At 71.6% G+C, this 26,339-nt stretch carries 22 protein-coding genes; 10 read left to right on the top strand and 12 right to left on the bottom strand.

Annotated elements, in window-relative coordinates:
• Nucleotides 1-8: 8 nt before the first annotated feature.
• Entirely contained in the window at nt 9-839 is an 831-nt protein-coding gene (locus RB614_RS22020) for a lysophospholipid acyltransferase family protein (RefSeq protein WP_308714466.1), read from the bottom strand.
• Nucleotides 836-1,639 carry a GNAT family N-acetyltransferase gene (locus RB614_RS22025; RefSeq protein ID WP_308714467.1) on the bottom strand — a complete coding sequence of 268 codons (804 nt, stop codon included), beginning with the start codon at nt 1,637-1,639 and terminating at the stop codon, nt 836-838. The genes RB614_RS22020 and RB614_RS22025 overlap by 4 nt, the downstream gene beginning before the upstream one ends.
• A gap of 249 nt (nt 1,640-1,888) precedes the next feature.
• On the opposite strand from RB614_RS22025, the gene RB614_RS22030 reads away from it, so the two are divergent.
• The 5 genes from RB614_RS22030 (at nt 1,889) to RB614_RS22050 (ending at nt 8,686) form a co-directional block, all read left to right on the top strand.
• Nucleotides 1,889-2,800 carry an ABC transporter ATP-binding protein gene (locus RB614_RS22030; RefSeq protein WP_308714468.1) on the top strand — a complete coding sequence of 304 codons (912 nt, stop codon included), beginning with the start codon at nt 1,889-1,891 and terminating at the stop codon, nt 2,798-2,800.
• Nucleotides 2,797-3,615 (top strand): ABC transporter permease, encoded by an 819-nt coding sequence (locus RB614_RS22035; RefSeq protein ID WP_308714469.1) that lies wholly within the window; start codon nt 2,797-2,799, stop codon nt 3,613-3,615. The genes RB614_RS22030 and RB614_RS22035 overlap by 4 nt, the downstream gene beginning before the upstream one ends.
• Nucleotides 3,616-3,812: 197 nt before the next feature.
• Complete coding sequence (locus tag RB614_RS22040) at nt 3,813-7,526, top strand: multifunctional oxoglutarate decarboxylase/oxoglutarate dehydrogenase thiamine pyrophosphate-binding subunit/dihydrolipoyllysine-residue succinyltransferase subunit (RefSeq protein WP_308714470.1); 3,714 nt, start codon at nt 3,813-3,815, stop codon at nt 7,524-7,526.
• Entirely contained in the window at nt 7,513-7,698 is a 186-nt protein-coding gene (locus tag RB614_RS22045) for a DUF6104 family protein (RefSeq protein ID WP_308714471.1), read from the top strand. The genes RB614_RS22040 and RB614_RS22045 overlap by 14 nt, the downstream gene beginning before the upstream one ends.
• A 10-nt stretch (nt 7,699-7,708) precedes the next feature.
• Nucleotides 7,709-8,686 (top strand): pirin family protein, encoded by a 978-nt coding sequence (locus RB614_RS22050; protein WP_308714472.1) that lies wholly within the window; start codon nt 7,709-7,711, stop codon nt 8,684-8,686.
• A 61-nt stretch (nt 8,687-8,747) separates the two neighbouring features.
• On the opposite strand, the gene RB614_RS22055 is transcribed toward RB614_RS22050, so the two are convergent.
• The gene (locus RB614_RS22055; protein WP_308714473.1) at nt 8,748-9,782 is read right to left on the bottom strand and encodes a cytochrome d ubiquinol oxidase subunit II; all 1,035 of its coding nucleotides are present in this window, start codon (nt 9,780-9,782) and stop codon (nt 8,748-8,750) included.
• Between the two features lie 28 nt (nt 9,783-9,810).
• A complete protein-coding gene (locus tag RB614_RS22060; RefSeq protein WP_308714474.1) occupies nt 9,811-11,133 on the bottom strand; it encodes a cytochrome ubiquinol oxidase subunit I in 1,323 nt (440 codons plus the stop codon).
• 278 nt (nt 11,134-11,411) lie between these two features.
• On the opposite strand from RB614_RS22060, the gene RB614_RS22065 reads away from it, so the two are divergent.
• Nucleotides 11,412-12,518, top strand: a complete 1,107-nt coding sequence (locus RB614_RS22065; protein WP_308714475.1) for a polysaccharide deacetylase family protein — start codon at nt 11,412-11,414, stop codon at nt 12,516-12,518.
• Between the two features lie 61 nt (nt 12,519-12,579).
• Here RB614_RS22065 and RB614_RS22070 read toward each other — a convergent pair whose 3' ends face one another.
• Nucleotides 12,580-13,524, bottom strand: a complete 945-nt coding sequence (locus RB614_RS22070) for an SDR family NAD(P)-dependent oxidoreductase (RefSeq protein ID WP_308714476.1) — start codon at nt 13,522-13,524, stop codon at nt 12,580-12,582.
• Nucleotides 13,525-13,664: 140 nt separating this feature from the next.
• Between RB614_RS22070 and RB614_RS22075 the strand changes: the two genes are divergently transcribed.
• Nucleotides 13,665-14,204 (top strand): TetR/AcrR family transcriptional regulator, encoded by a 540-nt coding sequence (locus RB614_RS22075; RefSeq protein WP_308714477.1) that lies wholly within the window; start codon nt 13,665-13,667, stop codon nt 14,202-14,204.
• Nucleotides 14,205-14,249: 45 nt separating this feature from the next.
• On the opposite strand, the gene RB614_RS22080 is transcribed toward RB614_RS22075, so the two are convergent.
• Nucleotides 14,250-15,452, bottom strand: a complete 1,203-nt coding sequence (locus tag RB614_RS22080; RefSeq protein ID WP_308714478.1) for a hypothetical protein — start codon at nt 15,450-15,452, stop codon at nt 14,250-14,252.
• A 74-nt stretch (nt 15,453-15,526) separates the two neighbouring features.
• On the opposite strand from RB614_RS22080, the gene RB614_RS22085 reads away from it, so the two are divergent.
• Nucleotides 15,527-16,312 (top strand): SDR family NAD(P)-dependent oxidoreductase, encoded by a 786-nt coding sequence (locus RB614_RS22085; RefSeq protein WP_308714479.1) that lies wholly within the window; start codon nt 15,527-15,529, stop codon nt 16,310-16,312.
• Here the strand turns inward: RB614_RS22085 and RB614_RS22090 are convergent.
• The 3 genes from RB614_RS22090 to RB614_RS22100 form a co-directional block, all read right to left on the bottom strand.
• Nucleotides 16,281-17,156, bottom strand: coding sequence for a hypothetical protein (locus RB614_RS22090; protein ID WP_308714480.1), 876 nt, complete (start codon nt 17,154-17,156; stop codon nt 16,281-16,283). The genes RB614_RS22085 and RB614_RS22090 overlap by 32 nt on opposite strands.
• Before the next feature lie 149 nt (nt 17,157-17,305).
• The gene (locus tag RB614_RS22095) at nt 17,306-18,499 is read right to left on the bottom strand and encodes a radical SAM protein (protein WP_308714481.1); all 1,194 of its coding nucleotides are present in this window, start codon (nt 18,497-18,499) and stop codon (nt 17,306-17,308) included.
• Entirely contained in the window at nt 18,475-20,403 is a 1,929-nt protein-coding gene (locus RB614_RS22100; protein ID WP_308714482.1) for a phosphotransferase, read from the bottom strand. The genes RB614_RS22095 and RB614_RS22100 overlap by 25 nt, the downstream gene beginning before the upstream one ends.
• A gap of 129 nt (nt 20,404-20,532) precedes the next feature.
• On the opposite strand from RB614_RS22100, the gene RB614_RS22105 reads away from it, so the two are divergent.
• The gene (locus RB614_RS22105; protein ID WP_308714483.1) at nt 20,533-20,982 is read left to right on the top strand and encodes a hypothetical protein; all 450 of its coding nucleotides are present in this window, start codon (nt 20,533-20,535) and stop codon (nt 20,980-20,982) included.
• Between the two features lie 5 nt (nt 20,983-20,987).
• Here RB614_RS22105 and RB614_RS22110 read toward each other — a convergent pair whose 3' ends face one another.
• Complete coding sequence (locus tag RB614_RS22110; RefSeq protein WP_308714484.1) at nt 20,988-21,380, bottom strand: cupin domain-containing protein; 393 nt, start codon at nt 21,378-21,380, stop codon at nt 20,988-20,990.
• 87 nt (nt 21,381-21,467) lie between these two features.
• Here RB614_RS22110 and RB614_RS22115 point away from each other — a divergent pair, with 87 nt between their 5' ends.
• Nucleotides 21,468-22,499 (top strand): potassium channel family protein, encoded by a 1,032-nt coding sequence (locus tag RB614_RS22115; protein WP_308714485.1) that lies wholly within the window; start codon nt 21,468-21,470, stop codon nt 22,497-22,499.
• A 228-nt stretch (nt 22,500-22,727) separates the two neighbouring features.
• Here RB614_RS22115 and RB614_RS22120 read toward each other — a convergent pair whose 3' ends face one another.
• Together RB614_RS22120 and RB614_RS22125 are read right to left on the bottom strand one after the other, a co-directional pair.
• A complete protein-coding gene (locus RB614_RS22120; protein ID WP_308714486.1) occupies nt 22,728-24,683 on the bottom strand; it encodes a VWA domain-containing protein in 1,956 nt (651 codons plus the stop codon).
• Nucleotides 24,680-26,083, bottom strand: coding sequence for a sigma 54-interacting transcriptional regulator (locus RB614_RS22125; RefSeq protein WP_308714487.1), 1,404 nt, complete (start codon nt 26,081-26,083; stop codon nt 24,680-24,682). The genes RB614_RS22120 and RB614_RS22125 overlap by 4 nt, the downstream gene beginning before the upstream one ends.
• Nucleotides 26,084-26,339 lie beyond the last annotated feature (256 nt).

Genomic DNA, 26,339 nt, shown 5'->3' on the forward strand with positions numbered 1-26,339 from the left:
CCCCAAAACTACGCGGCCAGGCCCATCGCCCCCTGGTAGACCGGGCCCTCGGTGCGCACCGCGGCCTCAGCCACCCGGGCCAGCTGGCGCCGGGTCGCGACCGCCTCCGGGTGCAGCGCGGGCGTCGCGGTCACCGACACGGTGAGCCGCCGCACGGCCAGCACCCGGCGCAGCGACACCCACAGGCTGTCCTCGCCGAGGAACGCGACCGTGGTCGGCCGCTCACCGTAGTTGATCGCGACCGGCACCACCTGCGCGCCGGCGTCCAGCGCCGCCTGGAACATCGCCGGACGGAAGTGGCCGGCCATCGCGCCGCACCAGGTCGTACCCTCCGGGAAGACCGCGACCACCCCGCCACCGCGCAGCGCCGCGGCGACGTCGGCCACCGTGCCCGGCAGGGCCCGCGGCCGCGTCCGGTCCACGAAGATCGTGCCGGCCGACGCGGCCAGCCGGCCGATCACCGGCCAGTCCCGCACGTCGTGCTTGGCCAGCATCCGGGCCGGCGCCACCGCGAGCACCGCGACGATGTCCAGCCAGGAGATGTGGTTGGACACCAGCAGCGCCTTCTCCGCGGGCAGCCGCCCCTTGGTCACCAGCCGGATCTCCAGGGCCGCCAGGATCGACCGGGCCCAGGCCCGTCCGGCGGCCCGGCGCCCGCGCTGGTTCATAAGAGGGAGTACGGGGAGCAACGCCACCCCGCCGATCAGCGCGCCGATCAGGGCAAAGAAGCGGGCCACCTGGCGCACCCGCGAGACGCGCGCGCTCGCCTCCGGGCCGGGCAGGCACTCCGGACCGCAGTCCGACCGCGGCTGCCACAGCGTGCTCATCGCGGTGCTCATGCCCGGTCTCCAAGGCTGCGCCCGCTTCCGAGGAAGTGCTTGAGGTATCTCGGGTCCATCCGGTCGAGCGAGAGCAGCACGTACAGGTCGGCGACACCGAAGTCCGGGTCGTACGCCGGCTCTCCGCAGATCCACGCGCCCAGCCGCAGGTAGCCGCGGAGCAGGGGCGGGACGGTGGCCCGGCCGGTGTGCGCGGCGACCGCCTCGGCGGCGCCCGGCTCGGCCAGCCACGGGTGGCGCGGCCGCACCCGCAGCGCGGGCGGCGACATGTGCTTGGTGCGGACCAGGTCCCACACGCCGGCGGCGATCTCCGGGCCCTCGGCGAGCGGGACCGAGGCGCAGCCGCCGAGCCAGCGCAGGTTCTTGAGGTGCAGGTACCGGGCGATCCCGGCCCACATCAGGTTGATCACCGCGCCGCTGCGGTGGTCGGGGTGCACGCACGAGCGCCCGGTCTCCACGAGGTGGTCCCGCAGCGGGCTCAGCGCGCCCATCTCGAACTCGGTGTCGGAGTACCGGCGGCCGGCGCGGGCAGCGGCGTGCGGCGGGAGCATCCGGTACGTGCCGACGACCGCACCCGTCGCGTCCTCGCGCACGATGAGGTGGTCACAGAACTCGTCGAACTCGTCGGTGTCGAGTCCCGAGCCGGCGGTGGGCAGGTTGGCGCCCAGTTCCGCGGCGAAGACGTCGTAGCGCAGCCGCTGTGCGGCGGCGACCTCCGCGCCGTCATCGGCGATCAGCAGCGAGTATCCGCTGGTGCCGGTGGACCCCGCGGATGCCGCGCTGGTGAGGAGTACAGCCATGCTCTCTGTGTAGGCATCCACGGTGATCAGCGAGTATCCCGTGCGTGTATCACGCGTGGCGCTTATCTGGAATGTGGGACCGTGCGCACGTGAGTGGTTACTCAGCGGCCCCTCTCGCCCCACAAGCTGGGGATCAACGCCGTGCCGGATGAGATTCCCGGTACGCGGCGGGATTGAAAATCCCCTTCGCAACCGTCACCCTGTGTGCGCGCGGCGCGGGCTTCGCGCCGTGTCCACGGGAGGAGAGAGATGTCTGACGGGCAGATTGTCGTGTCCGGGCTGACGAAACATTACAAAAACGTCAGAGCGGTCGACAACTTGTCGTTTACCGTCGAACCGGGCCGCGTGACGGGCTTCCTGGGCCCCAACGGTGCGGGTAAGACGACGACGCTGCGCATGCTGCTCAACCTGGTCAAGCCGACCGCCGGCACGGCCACGATCGGCGGCCAGCGGTACGCCGACCTGAAGGACCCCCTGCACACCGTGGGCGCGGTGCTGGAGGCATCCAGCGCGCACAAGGGACGCACGGGCATCAACCACCTGCGGGTGATCTGCGCGGCGGCCGGCTTTCCGCGCAGCAGGGCCGACGAGGTACTGGCCATGGTCGGCCTCACCCCGGCCGCCAAGCGCAAGTTCAAGGGGTACTCGCTCGGTATGCGGCAGCGGCTCGGCATCGCGGCCGCGATGCTGGGCGATCCCAAGGTGCTGGTGCTCGACGAGCCGGCCAACGGCCTCGACCCCGAGGGCATCCGGTGGATGCGTGACCTGCTCAAGTCGCTCGCCGCGCACGGGCGTACCGTGCTCGTCTCCAGCCACCTGCTCTCCGAGATGCAGCTGCTCGCCGACGACCTGGTGATCATCGCCGCCGGCAAGCTGGTCCGCCAGGGCACGGTCACGCAGGTGATGGACTCGATGGCGCACAGCGCGGAGGTGCGGGTGCGTACGCCGCAGGTGGAGGAGCTCACCTCGGCCCTCGCCGAGCTGAACGCCACGGTCACCCCGAACGGCGACGGCGCCCTGCTGGTCACCGGGGTGGACGCGCCCGGCGTGGGGCGGGCCGCCCTCAAGGCGGGCGTCGAGCTGCACGAGCTGACCGTCGAACGGCCCGACCTGGAACGCGTGTTCCTCGAGCTCACCGCGGGAAAGGCGGCCATCCGATGAACCTGGTCCGGAGCGAGTTCCTCAAGATCCGTACCACGAACGCGTGGTGGCTGTTCGGGCTCGGCGCGTTCGCCATGCTGGCGCTGACCTTCCTGATCAACGCGGTGGGCGCGCACTACTCGCTCACCGAGCCGCCGCCGGAGGGGGCCGGTCCGCAGGTCTCGGCGACGTACGACGAGGTCTACCAGGCGGCCAACCTCTACACGTCGGGCCAGTTCTTCGGGCTGCTCTTCGTGCTGCTGCTCGGCATCGTGGTGATCACCAGCGAGTTCCAGCACCAGACGGTGACCACGACGTTCCTCACCACGCCGCACCGGACCGCGGTGATCGTCGCCAAGTTCGTCGCGGCCGCGCTCGCCGGCTTCGGCTACTGGCTCGTCACCACCGCGCTCAACATCCCGGCGACGATCATCTTCCTGAACGCCGAGGGCTTCTCCAGCCATCTGGGCGATACGTCGGTAATCCGGGCGATCGGGCTGAACCTGCTCGCCTACGTCCTCTGGGGGATCCTCGGGGTCGGGTTCGGCGTGCTGATCCGCAGCCAGATCGGCGCGACGGTGACCGCGGTGGTGCTCTACCTGATCGGCACGATCGCCGGCGCGGTCTTCTTCTCGCTGATCGCCAACTGGCTCGACTGGGAGTGGTTCGAGGACCTGCAGTTCGGCCTGCCCTCGATCGCCTCCGGCCTGATGGTCAGCGGCACCAACATCCCGGGCCAGCCCCAGTACTGGGTCGGCGCGGTGGTGCTCGTCGCGTGGGTGGCGGTCACCGGCGTGATCGGCACGATGATCACCCGTACGCGGGACATCTCGTAGCCAGTCGCGACCACACGCAGTTGCTGTCCGGGGCGCTCCGTGACCCACGGGGCGCCCCGCCCGCGCCTGTGACATTTGTGAATCACGACACGGGCAGACGGCGGCCACGCACCCGTTATAGGCACGGCGTAGCCTTGATGCCGACTTCTGAGTCCCCGCCCAAGACGTTCACCGCGTGAAAGAGGCGATTACCGGCCGTGTCGACCCAACAGGCATCGCAGGACAACCCGCTGGCGGGCTTCGGGCCCAACGAGTGGATCGTCGAGGAGATGTACCAGCGCTATCTCGCCGATCCGGCCAGCGTAGACCCCGCCTGGCACGACTTCTTCGCCGACTACAAGCCGGAGGCCCCGGCACAGCCGGCCACCACCGCTCCGCCCGCCGCCGCCAAGAGCGCGCCCGCCACGCCCGCCACCGACGGCGCCAAGCCCGGCCCGGACGGCGCGAAGCCCCGCGCCGAGGCGAAGGCGGCCGTCGGCACCGCGGCGAAGGCGACCGCGAAGGCCGCTCCCAAGGAGGCCGCGAAGCAGCCGGCCAAGCAGCCCGCCACCGCCGTCCCGACCGACGCCAAGACCACCACGCTGCGCGGCGTCGCCGCCCGCATCGTGCAAAACATGGACGCCTCGCTGGCCGTCCCCACCGCGACGAGCGTGCGGGCGGTGCCGGCCAAGCTGCTGGTCGACAACCGCATCGTGATCAACAATCACCTCGCGCGGGGGCGCGGCGGCAAGGTCAGCTTCACCCACCTGATCGGGTATGCGCTGGTCAAGGCGCTCGCCACCTACCCGGAGATGAACAGCTCGTACGCGGAGGTCGACGGTAAGCCGGCGCTGGTCGAGCCCGCCCACGTCAACCTCGGCATCGCGATCGACCTCGCCAAGCCGGACGGCTCGCGCGCGCTCGTGGTGCCGAGCATCAAGGGCACCGAGCAGATGGACTTCCGGCAGTTCTGGCAGGCGTACGAGGACGTGGTCCGGCGCGCCCGCCGCAACGAGCTGACCATGGAGGACTACTCCGGCACCACGATCTCGCTGACCAACCCGGGTGGCATCGGCACCGTGCACTCGATGCCGCGGCTGATGACCGGGCAGGGCACGATCATCGGCGTCGGCGCGATGGAGTACCCGGCGCCCTACGCGGGTATGTCCGAGGAGACCCTCGCCGACCTCGCGGTCAGCAAGATCATCACACTGACCAGCACGTACGACCACCGGATCATCCAGGGCGCGCAGTCCGGCGAATTCCTCAAGACGATCCACGAGCTGCTGCTCGGCGAGCACGGCTTCTACGACGAGATCTTCACCTCGCTGCGCCTGCCGTACGAGCCGGTGCGCTGGGTCCGCGACGTGGTGGCCAGCTCCGAGGGCCAGATCAACAAGACCGCCCGGGTGCACGAGCTGATCCACGCGTACCGGGTGCGCGGCCACCTCATGGCCGACACCGACCCGCTGGAGTTCCAGATCCGCAAGCACCCGGATCTCGACGTGCTGCAGCACGGCCTCACCCTCTGGGACCTCGACCGCTACTTCCCGGTCGCCGGTTTCGCCGGCAAGCAGCGGATGAAGCTGCGCGAGATCCTCGGCGTGCTGCGCGACTCGTACTGCCGGCGGGTCGGCGTGGAGTACATGCACATCCAGGACCCGGAGGAGCGGCGCTGGATCCAGGAGCGGATCGAGCGCAAGTACGAGAAGCCGGACGCCGGCGAGCAGAAGCACATCCTCAACAGGCTGAACGCGGCGGAGGCTTTCGAGACCTTCCTGCAGACCAAGTACGTCGGGCAGAAGCGCTTCTCGCTGGAGGGCGCCGAGTCACTGATCCCGCTCCTCGACGAGGTGCTCCAGGCGTCCGCCGAGGCCGAGCTCGACGAGGTCGTCATCGGCATGGCCCACCGCGGCCGGCTCAACGTGCTGGCCAACATCGTCGGCAAGCCGTACGAGAAGATCTTCTCGGAGTTCGAGGGGCACATCGACCCCAAGACCGCGCACGGCTCCGGCGACGTCAAGTACCACCTGGGTCAGGTCGGCAAGTTCACGACGCCCGACGGCGAGCACTCGATCCCCGTGTCGGTGACCGCCAACCCGTCCCACCTCGAGGCCGTCGACCCGGTGATGGAGGGCATCGTCCGGGCCAAGCAGGACCGGATCGACCTCAAGCTGGAGGGCTACACCGTGCTGCCGCTCGCGGTGCACGGCGACGCCGCGTTCGCCGGGCAGGGCGTGGTGGCCGAGACGCTCAACCTCTCCCAGCTGCGCGGCTACCGCACCGGCGGCTCGGTGCACGTGGTGGTCAACAACCAGGTCGGCTTCACCACCGCCCCGGAGTACAGCCGCTCCTCGCTCTACTCCACCGACGTGGCCCGGATGATCCAGGCGCCGATCTTCCACGTCAACGGCGACGACCCCGAGGCGGTCGTCCGGGTCGCCCGGCTGGCGTTCGAGTACCGGCAGGCGTTCAACAAGGACGTCGTGATCGACCTGGTCTGCTACCGCCGGCGCGGCCACAACGAGGGCGACGACCCGTCGATGACCAACCCGCTGATGTACGCGATCATCGACAAGAAGCGCTCGGTGCGAAAGCTCTACACCGAGGAGCTGATCGGCCGCGGCGACATCACCGTCGGCGACGCGGAGGAGCTGCTCCGCGACTACCAGGCCCAGCTGGAGCAGGTCTTCAAGGCGACCCGCGACGCGGTCACCACGGAGACCCGCCCGAGCCGCAGCCGGCAGCCCGAGCCGGAGCCGAAGGTGGAGACCGCCGTCGACGCCGCGGTCGTCAAGGCGGTCGGCGACGCGCACGTCAACCTGCCCGACGGCTTCACGCCGCACAAGCGCATCCAGCAGCTGCTCGACCGGCGGGCCAAGATGTCCGTCGAGGGCGCGATCGACTGGGGCTTCGGCGAGATCATCGCGTTCGGCGCGCTGCTGCACGACGGCGTGACCGTCCGCCTCGCCGGCCAGGACTCCCGCCGCGGCACCTTCGTCCAGCGGCACGCGTCCATCGTGGACGCCCGTACCGGCAACGACTACCTGCCGCTCTCCGCGCTGGCCGAGGAGCGGGCCCGGTTCTTCGTGCACGACTCGCTGCTGTCCGAGTTCGCCGCGATGGGCTTCGAGTACGGCTACTCGGTGGAAAACACCGAGGCGCTGGTGCTGTGGGAGGCGCAGTTCGGCGACTTCGCCAACGGCGCGCAGTCCGTGGTCGACGAGTTCGTCTCCTCCGGCGAGGTCAAGTGGGGCCAGCAGTCGTCGCTGACGCTGCTGCTGCCGCACAGCCACGAGGGCCAGGGCCCCGACCACACCTCCGGGCGGCCCGAGCGCTACCTGCAGCTCTGCGCCGAAGACAACATGCGGGTGGCGATCCCGACCACTCCGGCCAACTACTTCCACCTGTTGCGCCGGCAGGGCCTGTCGGTCAAGCGCAAGCCGCTCGTGGTCTTCACGCCCAAGTCACTGCTGCGTCACCGGCTCGCCGTCTCCGCGGTGGAGGACTTCACCACCGGTACGTTCCAGCCGGTCATCGCCGACCCGGGCGCGCCCCCGGCCGACCAGGTCAAGCGGGTGCTGCTCTGCAGCGGCAAGGTCTACTACGACCTGTTCCAGGCGCGGGCCGACCGCAAGATCACCGACACCGCGATCCTCCGGATGGAGCAGCTCTACCCGCTGCCGATCGAGGAGCTCAAGGCGGCCCTCGCGGTCTACACCGCGGCGGAGGACTTCGCCTGGGTCCAGGAGGAGCCGGCCAACCAGGGCGCCTGGTCGTTCATCGCGCTCAACCTGCTGGAGCACCTCGAAGGCGTGCGCCTGCGGCGGATCTCCCGCCCGGCGGCGGCCGCCCCTTCCGTGGGTTCGGCGAAGCTGCACGAGGGCGAGCAGGCCGCGCTGATGGAGGCCGCCTTCCATGTACTTCACTGACCGCGGCATCGAGGAGCTGGCCGAGCGGCGCGGCGACGAGTCGGTGACGATGGAGTGGGTGGCCGAGCGGCTGCGCGACTTCGTCGACCTCAACCCGGAGTTCGAGACGCCGATCGAGCGGTTCGCCACTTGGCTGGCCCGGCTGGACGACGACGACCTCGACGACGAGTAGGGCTCCGCTCATGAGCAACCTGGAGGCGGACCCGCAGGAGACGCTCTGCGGCGGCACCGCGACGGTGATCACCGCGCCGACGAGCGTGCTGCTGCCCGGCCACGACGTGCCCATCGGCAAGTACACGGTGGTCCGCCGCCTGCTCCCGCACCGCGAGCGGCGCATGGTGGGCGCCTGGTGCTTCGCCGACCACTTCGGACCGGAAGACATCGGCAGCGGGCCGGGCATGCAGGTGCCGCCGCACCCGCACACCGGCCTGCAGACGGTGACCTGGCTGCTCGACGGCGAGGTGCTGCACCGCGACAGCCTGGGCAGCCTGCAGACGATCGTGCCCGGCCAGCTCAACCTGATGACCTCCGGCCACGGCATCTCGCACTCCGAGGAGTCGCCACCCGACCACCCGCCGGGCATGCACGGGCTGCAGCTGTGGGTGGCGCTCCCGGAGGGTGCCCGGGCGGGTGCGGCGCGGTTCGAGCACCACGCGGCGATGCCGGTGCTCCGCGGCGAGGGCGCGACGATCACGCTCGTGGTCGGCGAGCTCGGCGACCTCCGCTCGCCGGCGCGGGTACACACCCCGCTCTTCGGCGCCGACGTCGCGCTCGCCGGTGGCGCCGAGGTCTCGGTCCCGCTCCGGCCCGACTTCGAGTACGCGGCGATCACGCTCACCGGTACCGCGCTGGTCGGCGGCAGCCCGCTCGACCCAGGCGCGCTGCTCTACCTCGGCAGCGGGCGGGAGACGCTGGCGCTGAGCGCGGCCGACGAGACGCGGCTGTTCCTGCTCGGCGGCGTGCCGTTCGAGGAGCCGCTGGTCATGTGGTGGAACTTCGTGGGGCGCACGCACGAGGAGATTGTCGCGGCCCGCGAGGAGTGGATGGCGGCCGCGCCCCGCTTCGGCGAGGTCCGCGGCTACGCCGGCGACCGGCTCCCCGCCCCGGCGATGCCCACGACCCGCCTCAAGTCCCGCGACCGCCACGGCAAGACCCACTAACCAAGTTGATCAGGGACCTGGTGGGCGGGTCCGCCGGCGTGCCGGGCCACGAAGTCCCTGGTCAACCCGCGGGAGGGGAGCCAGGGGGTGGGGCGCGGTGGGCGCCGGGCGTGCGCTGGAAGATGGTGAAGAGCCAGAGCAGCGACGGGACCAGCAGGAGCGCGCCGATCCCGAGGGCGCCCAGCACGGTGGAGAGGACCATCGGGGCGCCGGCGGCCTCGTCCACCGTCAGGTCCGGGGGCAGGAGCAGCGGGTACTGGGCCGCACCCCACGCCCAGAGCATGGCGGCCACGGCGAGGGCGGCGGTGACCCGGACCAGCCGGTAGCGGCCGGCGGCGATCAGCACCAGCGACACCAACCCGGCCACGATCGAGACGGCCGCCACCGGCAGTCCCTGGCCGCGCAGGCCGTCGTAGAGGGCCGGGGCGTCCGCCGCGAGCACCGCGACACCGGCCAGCGCGACGGCGCCGACCACCACGCCGGTGACCAGCGCCCGCCGGCGGAACTCGGCGACCAGCACCGGCTTGTTCGCGCGGCGCGCGTCGGCGATCAGGTACACGGCGGCCAGGTACGCGCAGACGCCGACCGCCAGCACTCCACAGTAGATGGACGTCGGGTTGAGCCAGCTCGTCCAGATGTCGCCGGCCGCCACGCCGCTCGGCACCCGGCGGGAGGCGATCCCGCCGACGGCCGTACCCAGGAAGAAGGGGGTGAGGACGGACGAGGCGGCGAAGGCGGCGCCGTAGAGGCGCCGCTCGCCGAGGGTTTCGCTGGCCTTGCGGAACGCGAACGCCGCGCCCCGCCCGATGATGCCGAGCGCGGCGAGCGTCAGCGGGATGTACAGCGTGGACGCGAACGAGGCGAACGCGGGCGGGAACGCGGTCCAGAAGAGCGTCACCACGAGGATCAGCCAGACGTGGTTGGCCTCCCACACCGGACCGATCGAGTGCTCGATCAGCTCCCGCCGGCTGGCACCCCGCCGCGCGCCGCCGGAGACCAGGTCCCAGAAGCCGCCACCGAAGTCCGCGCCGCCGAGCAGCGTATACAGCGTCAGCCCCAGCCACAGCACCCCGAGCAGCGCGTCCGCGACGCTCATATCGCGCTGTGCCTTCTGGTTCGCTCGCTCACGGCGTCTCCTCCTGGGGCGCGACCGGCTCCTCGGCGGCGCGGCGGGCCATCCGGCGGAGCACGGTCACGGTGGCCACCGTCAGCACCAGGTACACGGAGGCGACGATCAGCAGCCCGGTGGCCAGCCCCGGCGCCGGGTTGACGGCCTCGGCGGTGCGCAGGTGCCCGTACACGATCCAGGGTTGGCGCCCCACCTCCGTGACGACCCATCCGGCCTCGACTGCGACGGCGGCCCCGATCCCGGCGACGGCCGCGGCCCGCCAGAACCAGGCCGAGCGCGGCGGCCCGCGCCGCCGCCACCAGGCCAGTGCCCACCAGCCGGCCAGCCCGAGCAGGCCGAAGCCGATCGCCACCATCACCTGGAACGCCCACTTCACCACGGTCACCGGCGGCTCCGCGTCGTCCGGCACCTGGTCGAGGCCGATGACCTCGGCGTTCGGGCTGCCGTGGGCGAGGAGGGAGAGCGCGTTCGGGATCGCCACGGCGTAGCGGAGCTCACCGTCGAGGTAGACGCCGCCGAGCGAGAGGGGCGCGCCCCGCTCCGTCCGGGCCAGCCCTTCCAGGGCGGCGAGCTTGGTCGGCTGGTACTCGGCCAGGAAGCGGGCCGCCCAGTCGCCGACGACGACCTGCACCGGCGCGAGCAGGGCGGCGATCGTGAACGGCACGGCGAAGCCCAGCCGGTGGTACCGGTCCCGCCGCCCGCGCAGGTACGCCACCGCGTACACGCCGGCGATGCCGAAGCCGGTGACCATGAAGGCCGCCACGATCATGTGTACCGTCTGCGGCGGCGTCGCCGGGTTGAACATCGCCACCCACGGGTTCACGTCGGTCACCTCGCCGGAGACCAGATCGAAGCCGCGCGGCTGGTTCATCCACGCGTTCGCGCTGACGACGAAGAACGCGGACGCCACCCCGGCCACGCAGAGCGGGATGCCGGAGAGCAGGTGTGCTCGGGGCGGCAGCCGGTCCCAGGCGTACAGGTAGATGCCGAGGAAGATCGCCTCGATGAAGAACGCGAAGCCCTCCAGCGCGAACGGCAGCCCGATCACGTCGCCGTACCGGTCCATCAGCCCCGGCCAGAGCAGCCCCATCTCGAACGACAGGATCGTGCCGGAGACCGCGCCGACGGCGAACAGCACCCCCATCGACTTGGCCCAGCGGTGGGCGAGACGGGTGTACACCGGGTCGCCGGTGCGGTAACCCCGCCACTCCGCAAAGAGGGTGACCGCCGGCATCCCCACGCCGAACGAGGCGATCACGATGTGCCAGCCCAGCGACAGCGCCATCTGCAGGCGCGCCGCGGCCAGGTCCTCGATCACGCGGCTGGGCTACCCCGGGAAGGGAACGCCCAACCGCGACGAAGGGGACCATTTTTCGCTCTACGGGCGGCAGAGCGACGCCCGTAACAGACGCATATTTTCCGGAATACAGTCTCAGGCACTCTGCCGAAAGCGCATCGTAACCCACTCGACCTGAGCTAGATGTGCGGTCCTGACCTGGCTATATTGATGGATGTTGCGCTCGCATACGTTCCGGCTCATACTACGGAATGTTTCATCACGGCCCCGCAACATCCACCCCACGCCCAGGAGCCGCCATGCCGCCCACCCGCCTGTCCCGACGTACGGCAGCCGCCCTGGCCTCGCTGGCCACCGCGGCCGCGGCCGCCCTCACGCTGACCGTCGCCGCCACGCCCTCCAGCGCGGCCGCCGACTGCAGCGGTGGCTACGTCGGCCTCACGTACGACGACGGTCCCAACTCCGGTACGACGACCGCGCTGCTCAACGCGCTGACCTCGGCCGGCCTGCGGGCCACGTTCTTCAACATCGGCCAGCGCGTCCAGCAAAACTCGGCGCTCGCCCGGGCCCAGGTCTCGGCCGGCATGTGGGTCGGCAACCACAGCTGGACCCATCCCCACCTGCCGCAGATGAGCAGCCAGCAGATCACCTCGGAGCTGACCCAGACGCAGCAGGCGATCCAGCAGGCGACCGGGCAGACGCCGCGCCTCTTCCGCCCGCCGTACGGCGAGACCAACGCGACCATCCGCTCGATCGAGTCCCAGCTCGGCCTCACCGAGGTGCTGTGGGACGTCGACTCGCAAGACTGGAACGGCGCCAGCACCAGCGCGATCGTCCAGGCCGCCGGCCGCCTGCAGAACGGCCAGGTGATCCTGATGCACGACGGCTACCAGACGACGATCCAGGCGGTGCCGCAGATCGCGTCCAACCTGGCCAGCCGCAACCTGTGCGCCGGCATGATCTCCACGTCGACCGGCCGGGCGGTCGCGCCGGACGGCGGCAACCCGACCACGCCGCCGACCACCCGGCCGCCGACGACCCCACCGACGACCACGCCGCCGGTCACCACGCCCCCGCCCGGTGGTGACGGTGCGTGCCGCGTCGGCTACACGGTCAGCGCCTGGAACACCGGACTGACCGCGTCGATCACCATCACCAACACGAGCAGCGCGGCGGTGAACGGCTGGACGCTGGCCTTCACCCTCCCCAGTGGACAGACGATCACGTCCGGCTGGAACGCGTCGTACTCGCCGAGCAGCGGGGCGGTGACCGCTCGCAACGCCGCGTACAACGGGAGCATCGCGCCGAGCGCCTCGGTCGGCATCGGCTTCCAGGCGACCCACACCGGAAACACCGGCCGTCCCGCGTCGTTCACCCTGAACGGCACCGCCTGCACGGTCGCCTGAACGCCGTGATCGAAGCTCCCGCCAAGTAGCTCTAACGACTTGGCGGGAGCTTCGATCACGCTCAGGAGCCGAGCAGCTCCTCGCTGACCGCCCAGAGCCGGGCGGCCGCCTCCGGGTCCAGGGCGTACCCGGCCACGCCGCGCACCGAGCCCGGCTGGTGCGCCACGGCCTCGTCGCAGTCCTCGAAGTAGCGACCGCCCACGCCGTCGAGCAGCGGCGACGTGGCGAGCAGTACCGAGGTGGCGGCGCCCTGCTCCGGCGTCTTCCAGGCCGCTACGCTGGCGCCGGCCCGGGCACGGAGGCGGGCGAGCTCCTCCTCGCTGACGTACCTCTGGAGGCCCGTGCGGATGCCGCCCGGGTGCAGCGCGTTCACGGTGATGCCGTCGCCGGCCCACCGCTTGCTCGCCTCGACCGCGAAGAGCACGTTGGCGGTCTTGGACTGGCCGTACCCCTCCCACGGCAGGTACTCGCGGCGCTCGAAGTTGATGTCGTCGAAGACGACCGGCGAGCGCTGGTGCGCGGAGGAGCTGACCGACACGACGCGCGCCCCGCCCGCCTCGGCCAGCGCCCGGTGCAGCCCGGTCGCGAGGCCGAAGTGGCCGAGGTGGTTGGTGGCGAACTGGAGCTCCCACCCATCGGCGGTTCGGGTCAGCGGCGGCGCCATCACACCGGCGTTGTTGACCAGGATGTGCAGCGGGCCCTCCCACGCCGTGACGAGTGCGGCGACGGAGGAACGGTCGGCGAGTTCGAGCGGCGCGACGTACACCTGCTTGTTGCCGGTGGTGGCGGTGATGTCCTCGGCGGTACGCTCGCCCGCCGCGAGGTTGCGGACCGCGAGCGTGACCTCGGCGCCGGCGCCGGCCAGCGCCCGCGCGGTCTCGATGCCGATGCCGGACGCGCCACCCGTGACGATCGCCCGGCGGCCGCTCAGGTCGATCCCCGCCACCACTTCGGCGGCCGTGGACTCGGCGTTGAACGGCGTGGTGATGCGTGTGGTCCCAGTCATGATCTTCCCGTCTCGATCGTCGGACCCCTTGGAGCACCCAACCTGTACGCTAAAACGGAGGGGCCTCCACTTCACCGCCAACACTAAGCGGAGCCTCCTCCGGTAACCAGTGACCTGCACCACCCACGGGGAGGAACACGGTGCGCGCCGACGCACAGCGCAACCGCGAGCGGCTGCTCGACGCCGCGGTCCGCGCGTTCTCGCAGGACGGGCCGGACGTCACGCTCGACGCGATCGCCAAGGACGCGGGCGTCGGAATCGGCACGCTCTACCGGCACTTCCCCACGCGGGAGGCGCTGATCGAGGCCGCGTACCGCAACGAGCTCGCCCGGCTCTGCGACTCGGTGGACGACCTGCTCGCCGGCCAGCCGCCGGACCAGGCGCTCCGCACCTGGATGGACCGCTTCGTCGACTACATGGGCACCAAGCGGGAGATGTCCGACGCGCTGCGGGTGGTGATCGCGGCCGGCGTCAACCCGTACGCGCAGAGCCGCGACCGGCTCACCACCGCGATCACCGCGCTGCTGGAGGCGGGTGTGGCGGCCGGCGTGATCCGGCCGGACGCGCAGCCCGGCGACGTACTCATCGCCCTGAGCGGCGTCTCGATGGCCGCCGGCGAGCGCGACCAGGCCGGCCGCCTCCTCGACCTGCTCGTCGACGGCCTCCGCTACCGCACGTGACCGCCGCGCTGCCGGGTCTGCGCGAGTCGCTCACGCTGCCCGCCGTCAGGTCGGCTTGGGGCCGGTGATCGACGGGAGCTTGCTGGTGCCGCGGTAGAAGATCCCCGGCAGCGTCTCGAACTCGTCGCTCGGGTTGCGCCGCAGCGTGGAGTTTTCCAGCTTGAGGCTGCCGCTGAGGTCGTTGCTGACGAAGAAGATCGCGCCGCCGCCCTCGCGGGCGTGGTTGCGCTCCATGATGGTGCCGGCCACCCGGACGGTGATGGTGTTGCCGTCGAAGTACATCGCGCCGCCGTTGCCGCCGCCGGGCGTGCCGTTGGCGGCCTGGTTGGCGCCGTACCCGATCGCCTCGTTGTAGCTGAACAGGCTGTTGAGCACGATCCACGAGACGCCGATGCTGCTCAGCGCGCCACCGTTGGAGCAGCGCCCGCCCTGGCCGGAGGCACCGCCGAAGGTGCTGCTCACCACGTACACGGGGAGGTCCTGGTTTTGGTCCAGGGCGCGGATCGCCGCGCCGCCGAGGTCGGGGCCGCCGCTGTCGCACTTGTTGCGGACGAACTTGGTGTTGACCACCTTGAACCGCCCGCCCCGCACGTAGAGCGCGCCGCCACCACCGCCGTTGGTCACCTCGATGTCGGGGTCGACGCCGATCGAGCTGCCGTCGGCGAGGGTGATGTTTTGCACGGTGAGGTGGGGGTGGTCCTGGTTGGTGCAGTCGGAGTTTTCCCAGCCCTGAGCCTCGTCACAGGTGTTCTGGTAGATGATCCGGCGCTTGCCGCCGCCGCTGAGCGTGACCTTGCCGCCGCCGTCGATGACCACCTTGCGGGTGGAGTTCTTGATCTTTGCGGTCTGCGCCATCGTGATGGTGATCGGGTCGGGACCGCAGGAGAACGTGATGATCCCGCCGGCCGCCACCGCCGAGACGACCGCCTTGGAGGTGCAGCTGGCCGGCGTGCCGTTGCCCACGACGCGGTCCGGCTTGCTGGTGTCGACCGCGCGCCCCTCGGCCGGCACCGACGCCTTGCCGTTGGGGTTGCCGGCGCGCGGCACGGCGGCCGGCGGCTTCTTCGAGGCGGGCGGCTTGGTGGTGGGCGCGGCGCCCAGCGCGGCCGTTCCGGCGGGCGCCTCGGTGGCCACCGCACCGCCCTCGGTCGGGGCGGGCGGCGGCGGATCCGCACCCCGCTCGTCACCGCCACCACACCCCGCGAGGAGCGCGGCGACCAGCAGCAACGATCCGGCTCTCAGGCGCACCCGCCGAATCTAACGGCTGGGCGGCGCCACGTCGGTCCCCCGTACGGGCCTCAGTACCCCGATAACGTGGAGCGATGACACGGGTCTTGGTCACCGGGGCGTCGGACGGGCTGGGGCGGGCACTCGCGTTCGCGCTGGCCGAGCGGGGGTACCAGCTCGTCGTGCACGGCCGCGACACCGAGCGGCTCGCCGAGGTGGCCGAGCGGACCGGCGCCCAGGCGATCCAGGCCGACCTCGCCTCCCTCGCCGAGGTGCGCCGCCTGGCCGCCGCGGTCGAGGGCGACCTGGACGTGCTGGTCAACAACGCGGGCATCGGCTTCGGCGCACCCGGCGCACCCCGGCAGCTCTCCGCGGACGGGTACGAGCTGCGGCTGGCCGTCAACTACCTCGCGCCGTACCTGCTGACCCGGCTCCTGATCCCGCGGCTGAAGCGGTCGGCGCCGGCCCGGATCGTCAACGTGGCCTCGGTCGGGCAGCGACCCTTCGATGTGGACGATCCGATGATGGAGCGCGGCTACGACGGCACGGAGGCGTACCGGCGGGCGAAGCTGGCCCTCGTCGCGTACACCTTCGACCTGGCCGAGGAGCTGGCCGGCACCGGCGTGACCGCCAACTGCCTGCACCCGGCGACCCTGATGCCGACGACGATGGTGCGCCAGGCCGGTACGCCCCAGGTCGACACGCTGGAGACGGGACTGCGGTCGACGCTGCGCCTCGTCGTCGACCCGGCGCTGGCGGGCGTGACCGGCCGCTACTTCGATCGCGATCGCCCGGGGCGGGCCCTGGACCAGGCGTACGACCTGGACTTTCGCAAGCGCCTGCGGGATCTCAGCGAGTCGCTGACCCGAACGCGGGGATGAGCCGAGGGCGCGGCCGGCGGACGGCGGCGGGGGCCGTCTTGACTCCCACGAAACACAGGTCGGGCTGCCGCTCGCGGACCGCGTCGATCCGCGGCTGGAAGTCGGCGGGGCTGGCCGCGGCGCCGATCCGCACCGCCCGCCGCACGAAGTCGTCTTCATCGACGAACACGAGGTCGACGTCACCGTAGTGGGCGAGGTATCGCGGCATCACCTCGCCGCGCAGCCAGCTCGACCGGCACACGAGCTCGTTGTTGACCGGGAAGACGCGGGGGCGGATGAAGTGCGCCTTGACGCTGGCCGCGACGTCGAGCAGCCGCTCCGGCCGGTCCTGCCGCTCCAGCACCCGCCCCATCAGGTCGCGGAAGAGCCGCGCGAAGTCGGCGCGGAACGCGAGCGGATCGGGCGTGCCGGTGCCGTGGAACTCCTTGGCGAGCCGGCGGACCCGGCCCCGCCACGGCTCGGCTCGGAGCGTAAACCCGAGCACCCGGCAGACCGCGTCGGGAATGTAGTCGGGCCGCACGTTGAGCCCGGTCACGAGCAGCAGCGGGTCTTCGACCACGCCGGTGATGGCGTCGGCGCCGAGCACGATCCGCCCCTCGGCGCTCAGCTCGTCGATCCGCTTGTGGTGCACGCCCTCGATGTCGGCGAAGTCTTCGTCGGAGAGTCGGGCATCCACAAGGGACTTGCTGAAGGTGCGGGTATTGCCGGCCTGGTCGAACCACCCCACCTCGGTGTTGTGCGCGAAGGGCCAGCGGTTGAGGTCGTGGTGGAGGCAGAGCCGCACGACGCGCTCGACGTCGACTCCCGGCTGGCGCTCGGCAAGCCGCCGGGCCACCCAGGTCATGCGGCCGACGTGCCAGATCCGCGCGAACGCCGACGAGCGGGGATCGCGCTCTTCCCCGAATACCGAAACAAAGCCCGTGATGCGACGCAACCGGCGAAGCGCTCGAACGGTGCTGTGCGCGGTGGGCGCCAGAGAAGCTGGATCGACCGTCACGCCGCGAGCCCCCCTCCGGTAAACGACCCCAGCCACGCCTTCTGCCTGCGCACGCCCTGGGCTCGAACCGCCAAATGCCGGCCGTAGCCGTGCAAGAGTGTATTGTAGTCAAACTCGTCGATCATGTCATCGATCAGCAGTTTCCCCGCCGTGACCGACACCAGCCCCGGGTCGAGACCCAGGAAGGCGGCCACCCTGGCGGCCAGGGTCGCACCATCCGTCCACTCCTCGGTCAGCGCCGCCGTCGCGCAGCGTCCCCGCTGGGCGAGCGGGCAGGCGGCCGGCAGGCAGCGGTGCTCGGCGTGCGGCGGGCGCCAGGTGCCCAGCGCCTCCGGCCGGCCACCGAGGAACGCCAGCGCGCAGGACGTGTTGCGGTACAGCGGGTAGCCGGCGGCCGCCGCGCTCTCCCGCGCCACGGCCCAGCCCTCGTCGTCGAAGACCTCCCACCGCTCCGCCGGCGCCGCCATCGACCGGTCCAGCAGCGTGACGAGGCGCTCGTCCCACAGCGGTACCCCGGGCCCCCGGGTGAGCCCGACCGCGACGGAGGCGGACAGGCCCGACGTGGCCAGCCGCCCGACCAGCTTTTCCAGGTCGGCCCGGCTCGGCCGCAGCTCGGCCACGAACGGGCGCCAGAAATGCACCGCCTTCTGGTGGGTCGTCCGGGAGACGAGGCGGGCGTTGTCGAGCGTCGTGTCCAGGTCGGCGATGCGCCCGCGCTCCAGCGGCACCCCGGCGGGGCGGGCCATCGACTGGCTGAGGAACCAGAAGATCGGGAAGCCGGTCCGGTCGAGCGCGGCGAGCAGGTCGGGGTCGAGCCGCCCCTTGGTCACCACGACCACCGGGCGGCGCGGGATCCGCTCGGCGAGCAGCTCGACGATGCGTACCAGGGCGTCGCGGTTGGGGCGGGTGAGCACCATGTCGGTGTAGTTGCCGACGCAGAGGGGCGTCTGGTCGTACGCCGGGTCGACGACGCCCGCCCGCCGCCCACCCAGGTGGTCTTCGACGGCCGCCACCGCCATCTCCGGTGTGGCCCGCACCGCCGGCCGGGTCGCCCGCAGGCCGAGCGGGCCGAGATAGCAGTACGCGCAGTCCGCCGGGCAGCCGACGATCGGGTCCACGGTGATCCACGAGTCGTGCTCGGCCACCAGCGGGACGGCCGGCCGGGTCAGCTGGCGCCCGTCTCCTGCCACGCCTCGAAGACCGTCGTACGCGCCCTCCTGCATCGCTCCTCCAACTGGGTCGCGTCGGTGACCGCGTCCGCGTTGTTCCAGTGGAACGAGAAGGTCTCCTCCAGCAGCCGTTTCATGTGCAGCCCACCCGGGTCGAACTGCAGCTCGAACGTGTCGAACAGCACCCGTTCGCGGCGGCTGCGCGAGGCGTGGAAGTACGGCTCGAAGAAGGAGGCCCGCTCGGTCAGCAGCACCGTGGCGCCGATGCCGAACCGGGCGAGCCTGACCTCGACCAGGCTCTTGTACTCCTCGCGGAGGATCTCGTAGCCGCGCAGGCTCGCCTCGAACTTGCGGGCCAGGTCGGCGTGGAGCTCCAGCCGGTCGGAGACCACCGAGCCCAGCCGCCGCCCGTCCGGGTCGTAGCTGGCGGAGATCCCGTACGCCTCCAGGAAGTACGGGTTGCAGATCACCATCTGGAGGCTCGCGCCGGCCCGCAGCAGGCGGACGATCCGGGAGTTGAAGACACCCCGGGTGGCCAGGTACGAGTACCCGGTCTCGGCGGTGATCCGGACGGACGCGCCACGGGCGGCGGAGGCGTGCAGCGCGGCCTCCTTGGCGCGGTTGCGCTTCTCGTTCGTCAGCAGCTCGTGGCCGTGCATCGGCACGTAGGCGGCGGTGCAGCGCAGCAAGGTCAACGCTTCGGCGGTGGTCGATATCACTGTCTCCGGAGCGTAGCGATGACCGTCAAGCATGCGGCGCAGCGCGGTGATCATCCGGAGCAGCGAGAGCATGTCGACGCCGGCGGCGACCGGGCCGTTGTTGGTCACCCAGCGGATCCGCTTGAGGCACTCGCTGAGCAGGAACCAGCGGTACATCATCGCCGCGCCCGGCAACGACGTGCCGCGCAGCACCGCGCACAGCTCCTGCCGCCACATCCGCAGGCAGCGCCGGTGGCGCGGCTCTTCGGGCGAGTCGCGGAGCGCGAAGTCGTCGTCGCCGACCAGGCTGACCGTCTCCAGCAGCTCGTCCTGCACCAGCTCGGCGCTGTGCGCGTGCCGGGGCGTGGTGTGCAGCACCAGGTCGACCTCGAAGCGGGCCAGGTCTTCGAAGACGTGCGCCTGCCGCCCCTTGCCGAAGTCGATCAGGTCGACCTCGGCCCGCACGCTGTTGACCAGGATGTTGGCCAGGTGGGCGTCGCCGTGGATCAGCCGCCGGTCGGCCACCGGCGCCACCCGCACGGCCGCGGCCGCCTCCGTGTACCAGGCGCGGAAGTCGCGCAGGTCTTCGATGTCGGACCAGAGGGCGGCGGCCGTGGTGAGGCTGGCGTTGATGTCCCGCTCCCAGTCCACGTCCGGCAGGTACTCGACGAGCGCCCGGCCCTCCTCCTCGTTCTGCAGGTCGGCGTTGCGCACCAGCAGGCTGGCCACCTTGTACAGGCAGGCGCGGACGGTACGCTCCGGCGGCGCGCTCTCCGCCGTCTGCGGCAGCGCGAACGACTGGAGAAACCCGCCGAACTCGCTGTAGTCGGCCAGCTCGCGGTAGGTCCGGCTGCCGATGTACCGGTACGCCATCGCGCTCCAGCTCTCCGACTGGTCGCGGATCTCCACCTCGGCCGGGCCGTAGATGCCGTCGAGCTTGTTGCTGACGAGCCATTCGTCGGAGCCGAGAAACGCGGAACGGTTTTCGTGCTCCTGCCGGATCTCGCCGGTCGGGCCGCCTTTGAGGATGAACAGGCCGCGCCCCGGCGCGTACACCAGTGCGACCAGCAGGCCGCTGTATCCGCCTTGCAGCACGCGTACGTCGACCGTCCCGCGCGTTCGCGAATCACCCGGCACCTGGTCTCCCACCACCAGATGGACAAGGCGCCGGACATCGCCGGCCGCCAGTTCGGAATGCTTGCCGATCACGGTCAGCCGGGGCGGCACGAAATCTCCAGACGACAAAGAAACGAGGGGGCAGGCCCGAGCCTAGCCGCGCCCAGATTGTCTGGTCTACCGGCGCCGTGCCCGCTTCGCTACTCTGCGGGTCGGCGTACGAGGGAGGGATCGCCAACGATGGGTGTGGGCGAGTGGGCGGCGTTCACGGCCGCGTTCATCAGCGGCGCGAACATCGTCGTCACCGCGCTCCTGACCCGCAGCCGCGACCGCACGAGCTGGTCCCGGGAGTCGCTGTCGGACACGCTGGTCGCCCTGCTGGAGGCGAGCTGGCGCAGCTCGGACGCGGTCCGCGAGCGGCACGAGCTCGGCCCGCGCCCGGCCGACGCGGCGCTGGCCACCCGCCTCGACGACGCGATCGAGGCCGCGTTCGCCGAGCTCCGCACCAGCCTCACCCGGCTGCGCCTCTTCGCCACCGAACGGGTCGGCGCGGCCGGCGTCGACCTGCTGATCAGCCACCGCGAGCTGCGCGACGCCGCCCTGGCCGACCAGCCGGCCGGGCTGGACGCGGTCAGCGCGGCGCGCCGCCGGCTCATCCAGGCGGCGCGCCGCGACCTCAAGACCGACTGACGGCGTTACGTGGTCGGCGGCTCGTCGGCTCCGGACTCCTCGGCCCTCTCCGCCTCTTCCTTGGTCTTGTGCACCGCGCCGTCGGCATGCTCGGGCGGGCCGTAGACGGTATAGAGCACCAGCGGGTTGGGGCCGGTGTTGACGAAGTTGTGCTTCGTGCCGGCCGGCACCGCCACCAGGTCCCCCTGGCTCACCTTTCGCGCACGCCCACCGACCCGTGCCTCGCCCACGCCGCTGACGAACGTGAGAATCTGGTCGGTATCCGGATGGACCTCTTCCCCGATCTCACCGTCCGGCGGGATTGTCATGATCACTAGCTGCGCGTGTCGCCCAGTCCACAGCACCCGCCGGAAGTCCTGGTTTTCCTCGGCGACGGTCGCGATCGTGAAATGCTCCATGTTCTCATTCGTACCCCATCCCGCCTTGATCAACGCACGCCGGGAACGGCTGATCTATGGTGTAGGCGTGCCGGAGGGACGTGCGTCGTGATCCATATGCCGGTCCCCGTCCGGAGCCCGTTGCGTGGGATCAGCACGCGACTCGTCGCCGCGATCATCCTGGTGGTGGGCATCGTGGGCGTCGTCTACCTGGACCGCGACGGCTATCGCGACGTCAACGAAGACGGCCTCACGCTGCTCGACTGCTTCTACTACGCGGTCGTGTCGCTGTCGACCACGGGCTACGGCGACATCACGCCGGTCTCGGAAAGCGCCCGGCTGATCAACGTCGTGGTGATCACCCCGGCACGGGTGCTCTTCCTGATCATCCTGGTCGGCACCACACTGGAGGTGCTGACCGAGCAGTACCGCACGAACGCTCGCCTCACGCGGTGGAGAAAACTCTTGAAGGACCACGTGATCGTCTGCGGCTACGGGACGAAGGGACGCGGCGCCGTCGCCGCGCTGCGGGAAAACGGCTTCGACGGCAAGCGCATCGTCGTGGTCGAATCCAACCGGGCGACGGTGCGCCAGGCCACCGGCGACGGGCTGGTCGCGATCGAAGGGTCGGCCACCCACTCGTCCGTCCTGGCCGACGCGCACATCAAGGACGCCAGGGCGGTCATCATCGCCACCGACACCGACGAGGCGAACGTACTCGTCACGCTCACCGCGCGGCAGATGACCGCCGGCAAGGTGCGGATCATCGCCGCCGCCCGCGAGGCGGAAAACGCGCCGTTGCTCAAGCAGAGCGGCGCCCACCAGGTGATCGTCAGCTCCGCGACCGCCGGCCGCCTGCTCGGCCTCTCCACCTCCGCGCCACCCCTCATCGACGTGGTCGAAGACCTGCTGACGCCCGGCCACGGCATGGCCCTGGCGCTCCGCTCGGCCGACCGCGCCGAGGTGGGCAAGTCGCCCCGCAAGGTCAGCGAACTGGTGATCGCCCTGGTCCGCCGCGGCCGCGTATGCTCCCTGGCCTCCCCCGAGTGCGCCACCATCGAGACCGGCGACCTGCTCGTCTACATCCGCGACGACACCGCCGCGCCCGCCGAGCCGACCCTCACCCGCGACAGCTCGTAGAGGGGGTGGTGGCGGTGATCGTTCGCCCGCTCTCCGCGCGAAACGCCCAACCACCAGGCCCTTGATCGGCGTCAACGTCGGCTGGCTGCGAGCAGATCGTGGTATATAGCTGCCCCTGTAGGGACACCGAAGTACCACGATCTGCGCCTCCTGTCGTCCTCCTACGCCCCGCGACCGGCGCGCCCGGCCAGCGGTCGGTGGGCCGGCCGGGCGGGGGGCGGCCGGCGGTTAGCGGGACACGCGGCCGCGGCGGGCTCGGATGTAGTCGTTGACGACGTAGCTGCCCAGGTCTTCGGTGTCCGGGGTGAAGACGCGGCCGCCGCTGCGGCGGGCTACCGCGTCGACGAAGCGGCGCAGGCCGGGGTCCTCGCCGAGCATGAAGAGGTTGAGCGTGGCGCCGTAGCGGGTCAGCGCGTCCACCTCGGCCACCGTCGCCTGTACGGTCTCGGTGAGCGGAGGCCAGAAGAAGACCGCCTCGCCGTCGTCCGCCAGGTGGGCCGTGGGCTCGCCGTCGGTCACGACCAGCACCACCGGCTCGGCACCGGAGTGCTTGCGCAGGTGGCGTCCGGCGAGCTGGAGCGCGTGCTGGAGGTTGGTGCCCTGTACGTAGTCGGGCTCGACGGCGGCCAGCTCCTCGGGGGTGAGCCGCATCGCGTACCGGCCGAAGCCGATGATCTGCAGCGCGTCCTGCGGAAACTTCGTCGCGACCAGGTGTGACAGGGCCAGCGCGGTCTGCTTCATCGGGCCCCAGCGGTCCTCGGCCACCATCGAGTACGACAGGTCGACGCAGAGCGCGACGGCGGCCGAGGCGCGCCGTTCGGTCTCCACCACTTCGAAGTCGTCCACCTGTAGCGAGACGGGACCGGCGCCGCCGCGGCGGACCGCGTTCGTCACCGTGCGGACCACGTCGATGGGCTGCTCGTCGCCGTACTCCCAGGGGCGGGACGCGCCGGTGATCTCGCCGGCCGCGCCCGCGTCGCGGAGGTCGTGCTGGCCGCGGCGGCCGGTCTCCAGCGAGGCGAAGACGCGGCGCAGGGCGGTGCCGCCGAGCCGGCGCAGGGCCTTGGGGCTGAGCGTGAGCCCTTCCCCACCGCGGGCCAGCCAGCCCTGCCGGCGCAGCTCCCGCTCCAGCTCCTGCAGGCGCCGTACGTCGCCGGCCGCGCCCCGGCCGAGGATCCGCTCGACCGCCTCGACGTCGATGTCGTCGAGCGTGGCACCGGGATGCTCCTGGCCCAGCTGGTCGAGCAGCTCGTCCAGGTCACCGATCTCGGCGAGCGCGCCGGCCGCCTCGCCGTACCCGAGTCCCCGCTGCCCGCGGACCTGGCTGCGCCGGTCCCAGCCCAGGTCGGGGCGGAGCGTGCGGAGGTTGGCGGTCAGCCGGGCCATCTGGTCGGCCAGGCCGGCGTTGCCGAGCGCCTGCGCCATCAGCCGGGACAGCTCCTCCTGCTGCTGCGGGGAGAGCGAACGCATGAGCCGTTCACCGGCGGCGGCGCGGCGGGCGAGCGCGTCGATCAGCTCCTCGACCGAGCCGGGCCTTTCCGGGAAGAACTCGCCGTGCCGGCGCATGAACTCGGCGAACGCGTCGGTCGTGTCCTCGCCCCGGGCGTGCCGGTCGAGCAGGTCGTTGAGGTCGCCCAGCATCTCGGCGAGGCGGCGCTGGGCGGCCGGGTCCGGGTTGCCGAGCGCCTCCCGGATGCCGGCGAAGCGCTGCTCCAGCACCTCGTTGCGCAGGCCGTCGAGGATCTGCTGGTACGTGCGGCGGGCCTCGTCGCTGGCCCATTCGTAGTCGGAGAGCTCCTCGACCGCGCGGGCGGTGGAGCGGGGCAGGCTGTCCAGCCGCGCCTCGCTGAACCGGGACGCGTCGTCGGTGCGGCGGGCCAGCTCCTCGCGTTCGGCGGCGAGGGCCTGGTCGAGCAGGGCCTGGGCCCGGGTGACGGCGCCGTCGAGGTTGCCCCGGCGCATCGCCTCGCGGCGCATCCGCCGGGCCCGGGCGGCCAGGTCGTCGAGGCCACGGCCGCCGTCGGGACCGCGGCGCAGCAGGTTGCGCAGCGCCTCGCGCAGGCTGCCGCCGGCCAGTACCTCGGCGCCGACCTGGTCGACCGCGCCCCGCACGTCGTACGGCGGGGCGAGCGGGTCGGGCCCGCCGCGCCAGGCGCCGTACCGGAAGCGGCCCCGACCCTTCACTCGCGGCTCCCGTAGAGGGTGCGGCCCTCGTCGGTCATGGCCTTGGAGAGGCGGCGGGTCAGGTGCAGCCCCTCCAGCGCGAACTCCACGCCGGCCGCGGCCTGTGCGGCGGTGGGCGCGTCGTCGAAGCCGAGCCGCTCCAGCACCTTGGCGAGGCCGGGCACGGTGCCGACCTGGCGCAGCAGGTCTTCGGCGCCGACCAGCTCGCCGGTCTCCACGATCTCGCCCTCGGCCACCAGGTCGGTGAAGCCGGAGAGGTCGAGCCCGGCCAGCCGCGCCCGGAACGTCTCGGCGGTGGCGGTACGGAGCAGGTGGGCGAGCACCTCGACCTCGCGCCCCTCCTCGCCGCTCTCGAACTCGACCTTGCCGCGCAGCGTGCTGGTGATCGAGGCGGTGTCGCCGATCCGGGCGGTGGCGACCGGCTCGCCGAGGATGCCGGAGCGGCGCAGCGCGGACGCGGCCACCGTCTCGGCCGCCGCGATCGCGAACCGCGCGGAGACACCGGACCGCGCGTCGACCGACGGCGACTCCCGCACCCCGCGGGCGAAGCGCGCCACCACCTCGAGTACGTGGTCGGGCACCTCGGCCACGAGCCGCGCCTCCTGGCGGATCAGGTCGAGCTCCAGCTCCAGCTCCAGCGGGTAGTGGGTGCGGATCTCGGCGCCGAAGCGGTCCTTGAGCGGCGTGATGATGCGGCCGCGGTTGGTGTAGTCCTCGGGGTTGGCGCTGGCCACGAGCAGCAGGTCGAGCGGGAGCCGCAGCTGGTAGCCGCGGACCTGGATGTCGCGCTCCTCCAGCACGTTGAGCAGGGAGACCTGGATCCGCTCGGCGAGGTCGGGCAGCTCGTTGACCGCGAAGATGCCCCGGTTGGTACGGGGTACGAGTCCGAAGTGGATGGTCTCCGGGTCGCCGAGCGTGCGGCCCTGCGCCACCCGGATCGGGTCGACGTCGCCGATGAGGTCGCCGACGCTGGTGTCCGGGGTGGCCAGCTTCTCGCCGTACCGCAGGGAGCGGTGCAGCCACCGGATCGGCAGCTCGTCGCCGAGCTCCTGCGCCTGCCGGCGGGAGGAGGGGGTGAGTGGCTCGTACGGGTGCTCGTTGAGCTCGGAGCCGGCGATGACGGGCGTCCACTCGTCGAGGAGCCCGGCCAGGGAGCGGATGACCCGGGTCTTGCCCTGGCCCCGCTCACCCAGCAGGACCATGTCGTGGCCGGCCAGGATCGCGCGCTCGACCTCGGGCAGCACCGTGTCGTCGTAGCCGACGATGCCGGGGAACCGGGGGCCGCCGTCGCGCATCCGGGCGAGGAGGTTTTCGCGAAGCTCTTCCTTGACCGTGCGGTGCCGGTGGCCACTCGCGCGGAGCGCACCGACCGTCCGAAGAGTTTCAGGCGTTGACGTCACCGGCCAAAGCTAGCTCGGGTCTGTTACCAGCGGTCGAAAGCGCAGGATCGGGCGGCGATAGGGCAGAGCGGATCGGGCGACCCCCGGTCGGCCACCCGGCCGGACTAAGATGCCGAGAGGGCGTATCCCGACTGACCGGACACTCAGCGCGTGCCAGAGCAATTCGGATGTCGCGCATTCCGACGTTTACTGACGAATCAGGTGCAGTAAACCCTTGCCGGCCGCGCCACGCGACGCTGTGATCAAGGAGCATTCA

Source organism: Phytohabitans maris (genome assembly GCF_031085175.1).
Lineage (GTDB): Bacteria > Actinomycetota > Actinomycetes > Mycobacteriales > Micromonosporaceae > Phytohabitans > Phytohabitans maris.

Coding starts and splice junctions, on each gene's coding strand:
- RB614_RS22020 (WP_308714466.1), bottom strand. CDS start 839: ATGAGCACCGCGATGAGCACGCTGTGGCAGCCGCGGTCGGACTGCGGT.
- RB614_RS22025 (WP_308714467.1), bottom strand. CDS start 1,639: ATGGCTGTACTCCTCACCAGCGCGGCATCCGCGGGGTCCACCGGCACC.
- RB614_RS22030 (WP_308714468.1), top strand. CDS start 1,889: ATGTCTGACGGGCAGATTGTCGTGTCCGGGCTGACGAAACATTACAAA.
- RB614_RS22035 (WP_308714469.1), top strand. CDS start 2,797: ATGAACCTGGTCCGGAGCGAGTTCCTCAAGATCCGTACCACGAACGCG.
- RB614_RS22045 (WP_308714471.1), top strand. CDS start 7,513: ATGTACTTCACTGACCGCGGCATCGAGGAGCTGGCCGAGCGGCGCGGC.
- RB614_RS22050 (WP_308714472.1), top strand. CDS start 7,709: ATGAGCAACCTGGAGGCGGACCCGCAGGAGACGCTCTGCGGCGGCACC.
- RB614_RS22055 (WP_308714473.1), bottom strand. CDS start 9,782: ATGAGCGTCGCGGACGCGCTGCTCGGGGTGCTGTGGCTGGGGCTGACG.
- RB614_RS22065 (WP_308714475.1), top strand. CDS start 11,412: ATGCCGCCCACCCGCCTGTCCCGACGTACGGCAGCCGCCCTGGCCTCG.
- RB614_RS22070 (WP_308714476.1), bottom strand. CDS start 13,524: ATGACTGGGACCACACGCATCACCACGCCGTTCAACGCCGAGTCCACG.
- RB614_RS22085 (WP_308714479.1), top strand. CDS start 15,527: ATGACACGGGTCTTGGTCACCGGGGCGTCGGACGGGCTGGGGCGGGCA.
- RB614_RS22090 (WP_308714480.1), bottom strand. CDS start 17,156: ATGACCTGGGTGGCCCGGCGGCTTGCCGAGCGCCAGCCGGGAGTCGAC.
- RB614_RS22105 (WP_308714483.1), top strand. CDS start 20,533: ATGGGTGTGGGCGAGTGGGCGGCGTTCACGGCCGCGTTCATCAGCGGC.
- RB614_RS22110 (WP_308714484.1), bottom strand. CDS start 21,380: ATGGAGCATTTCACGATCGCGACCGTCGCCGAGGAAAACCAGGACTTC.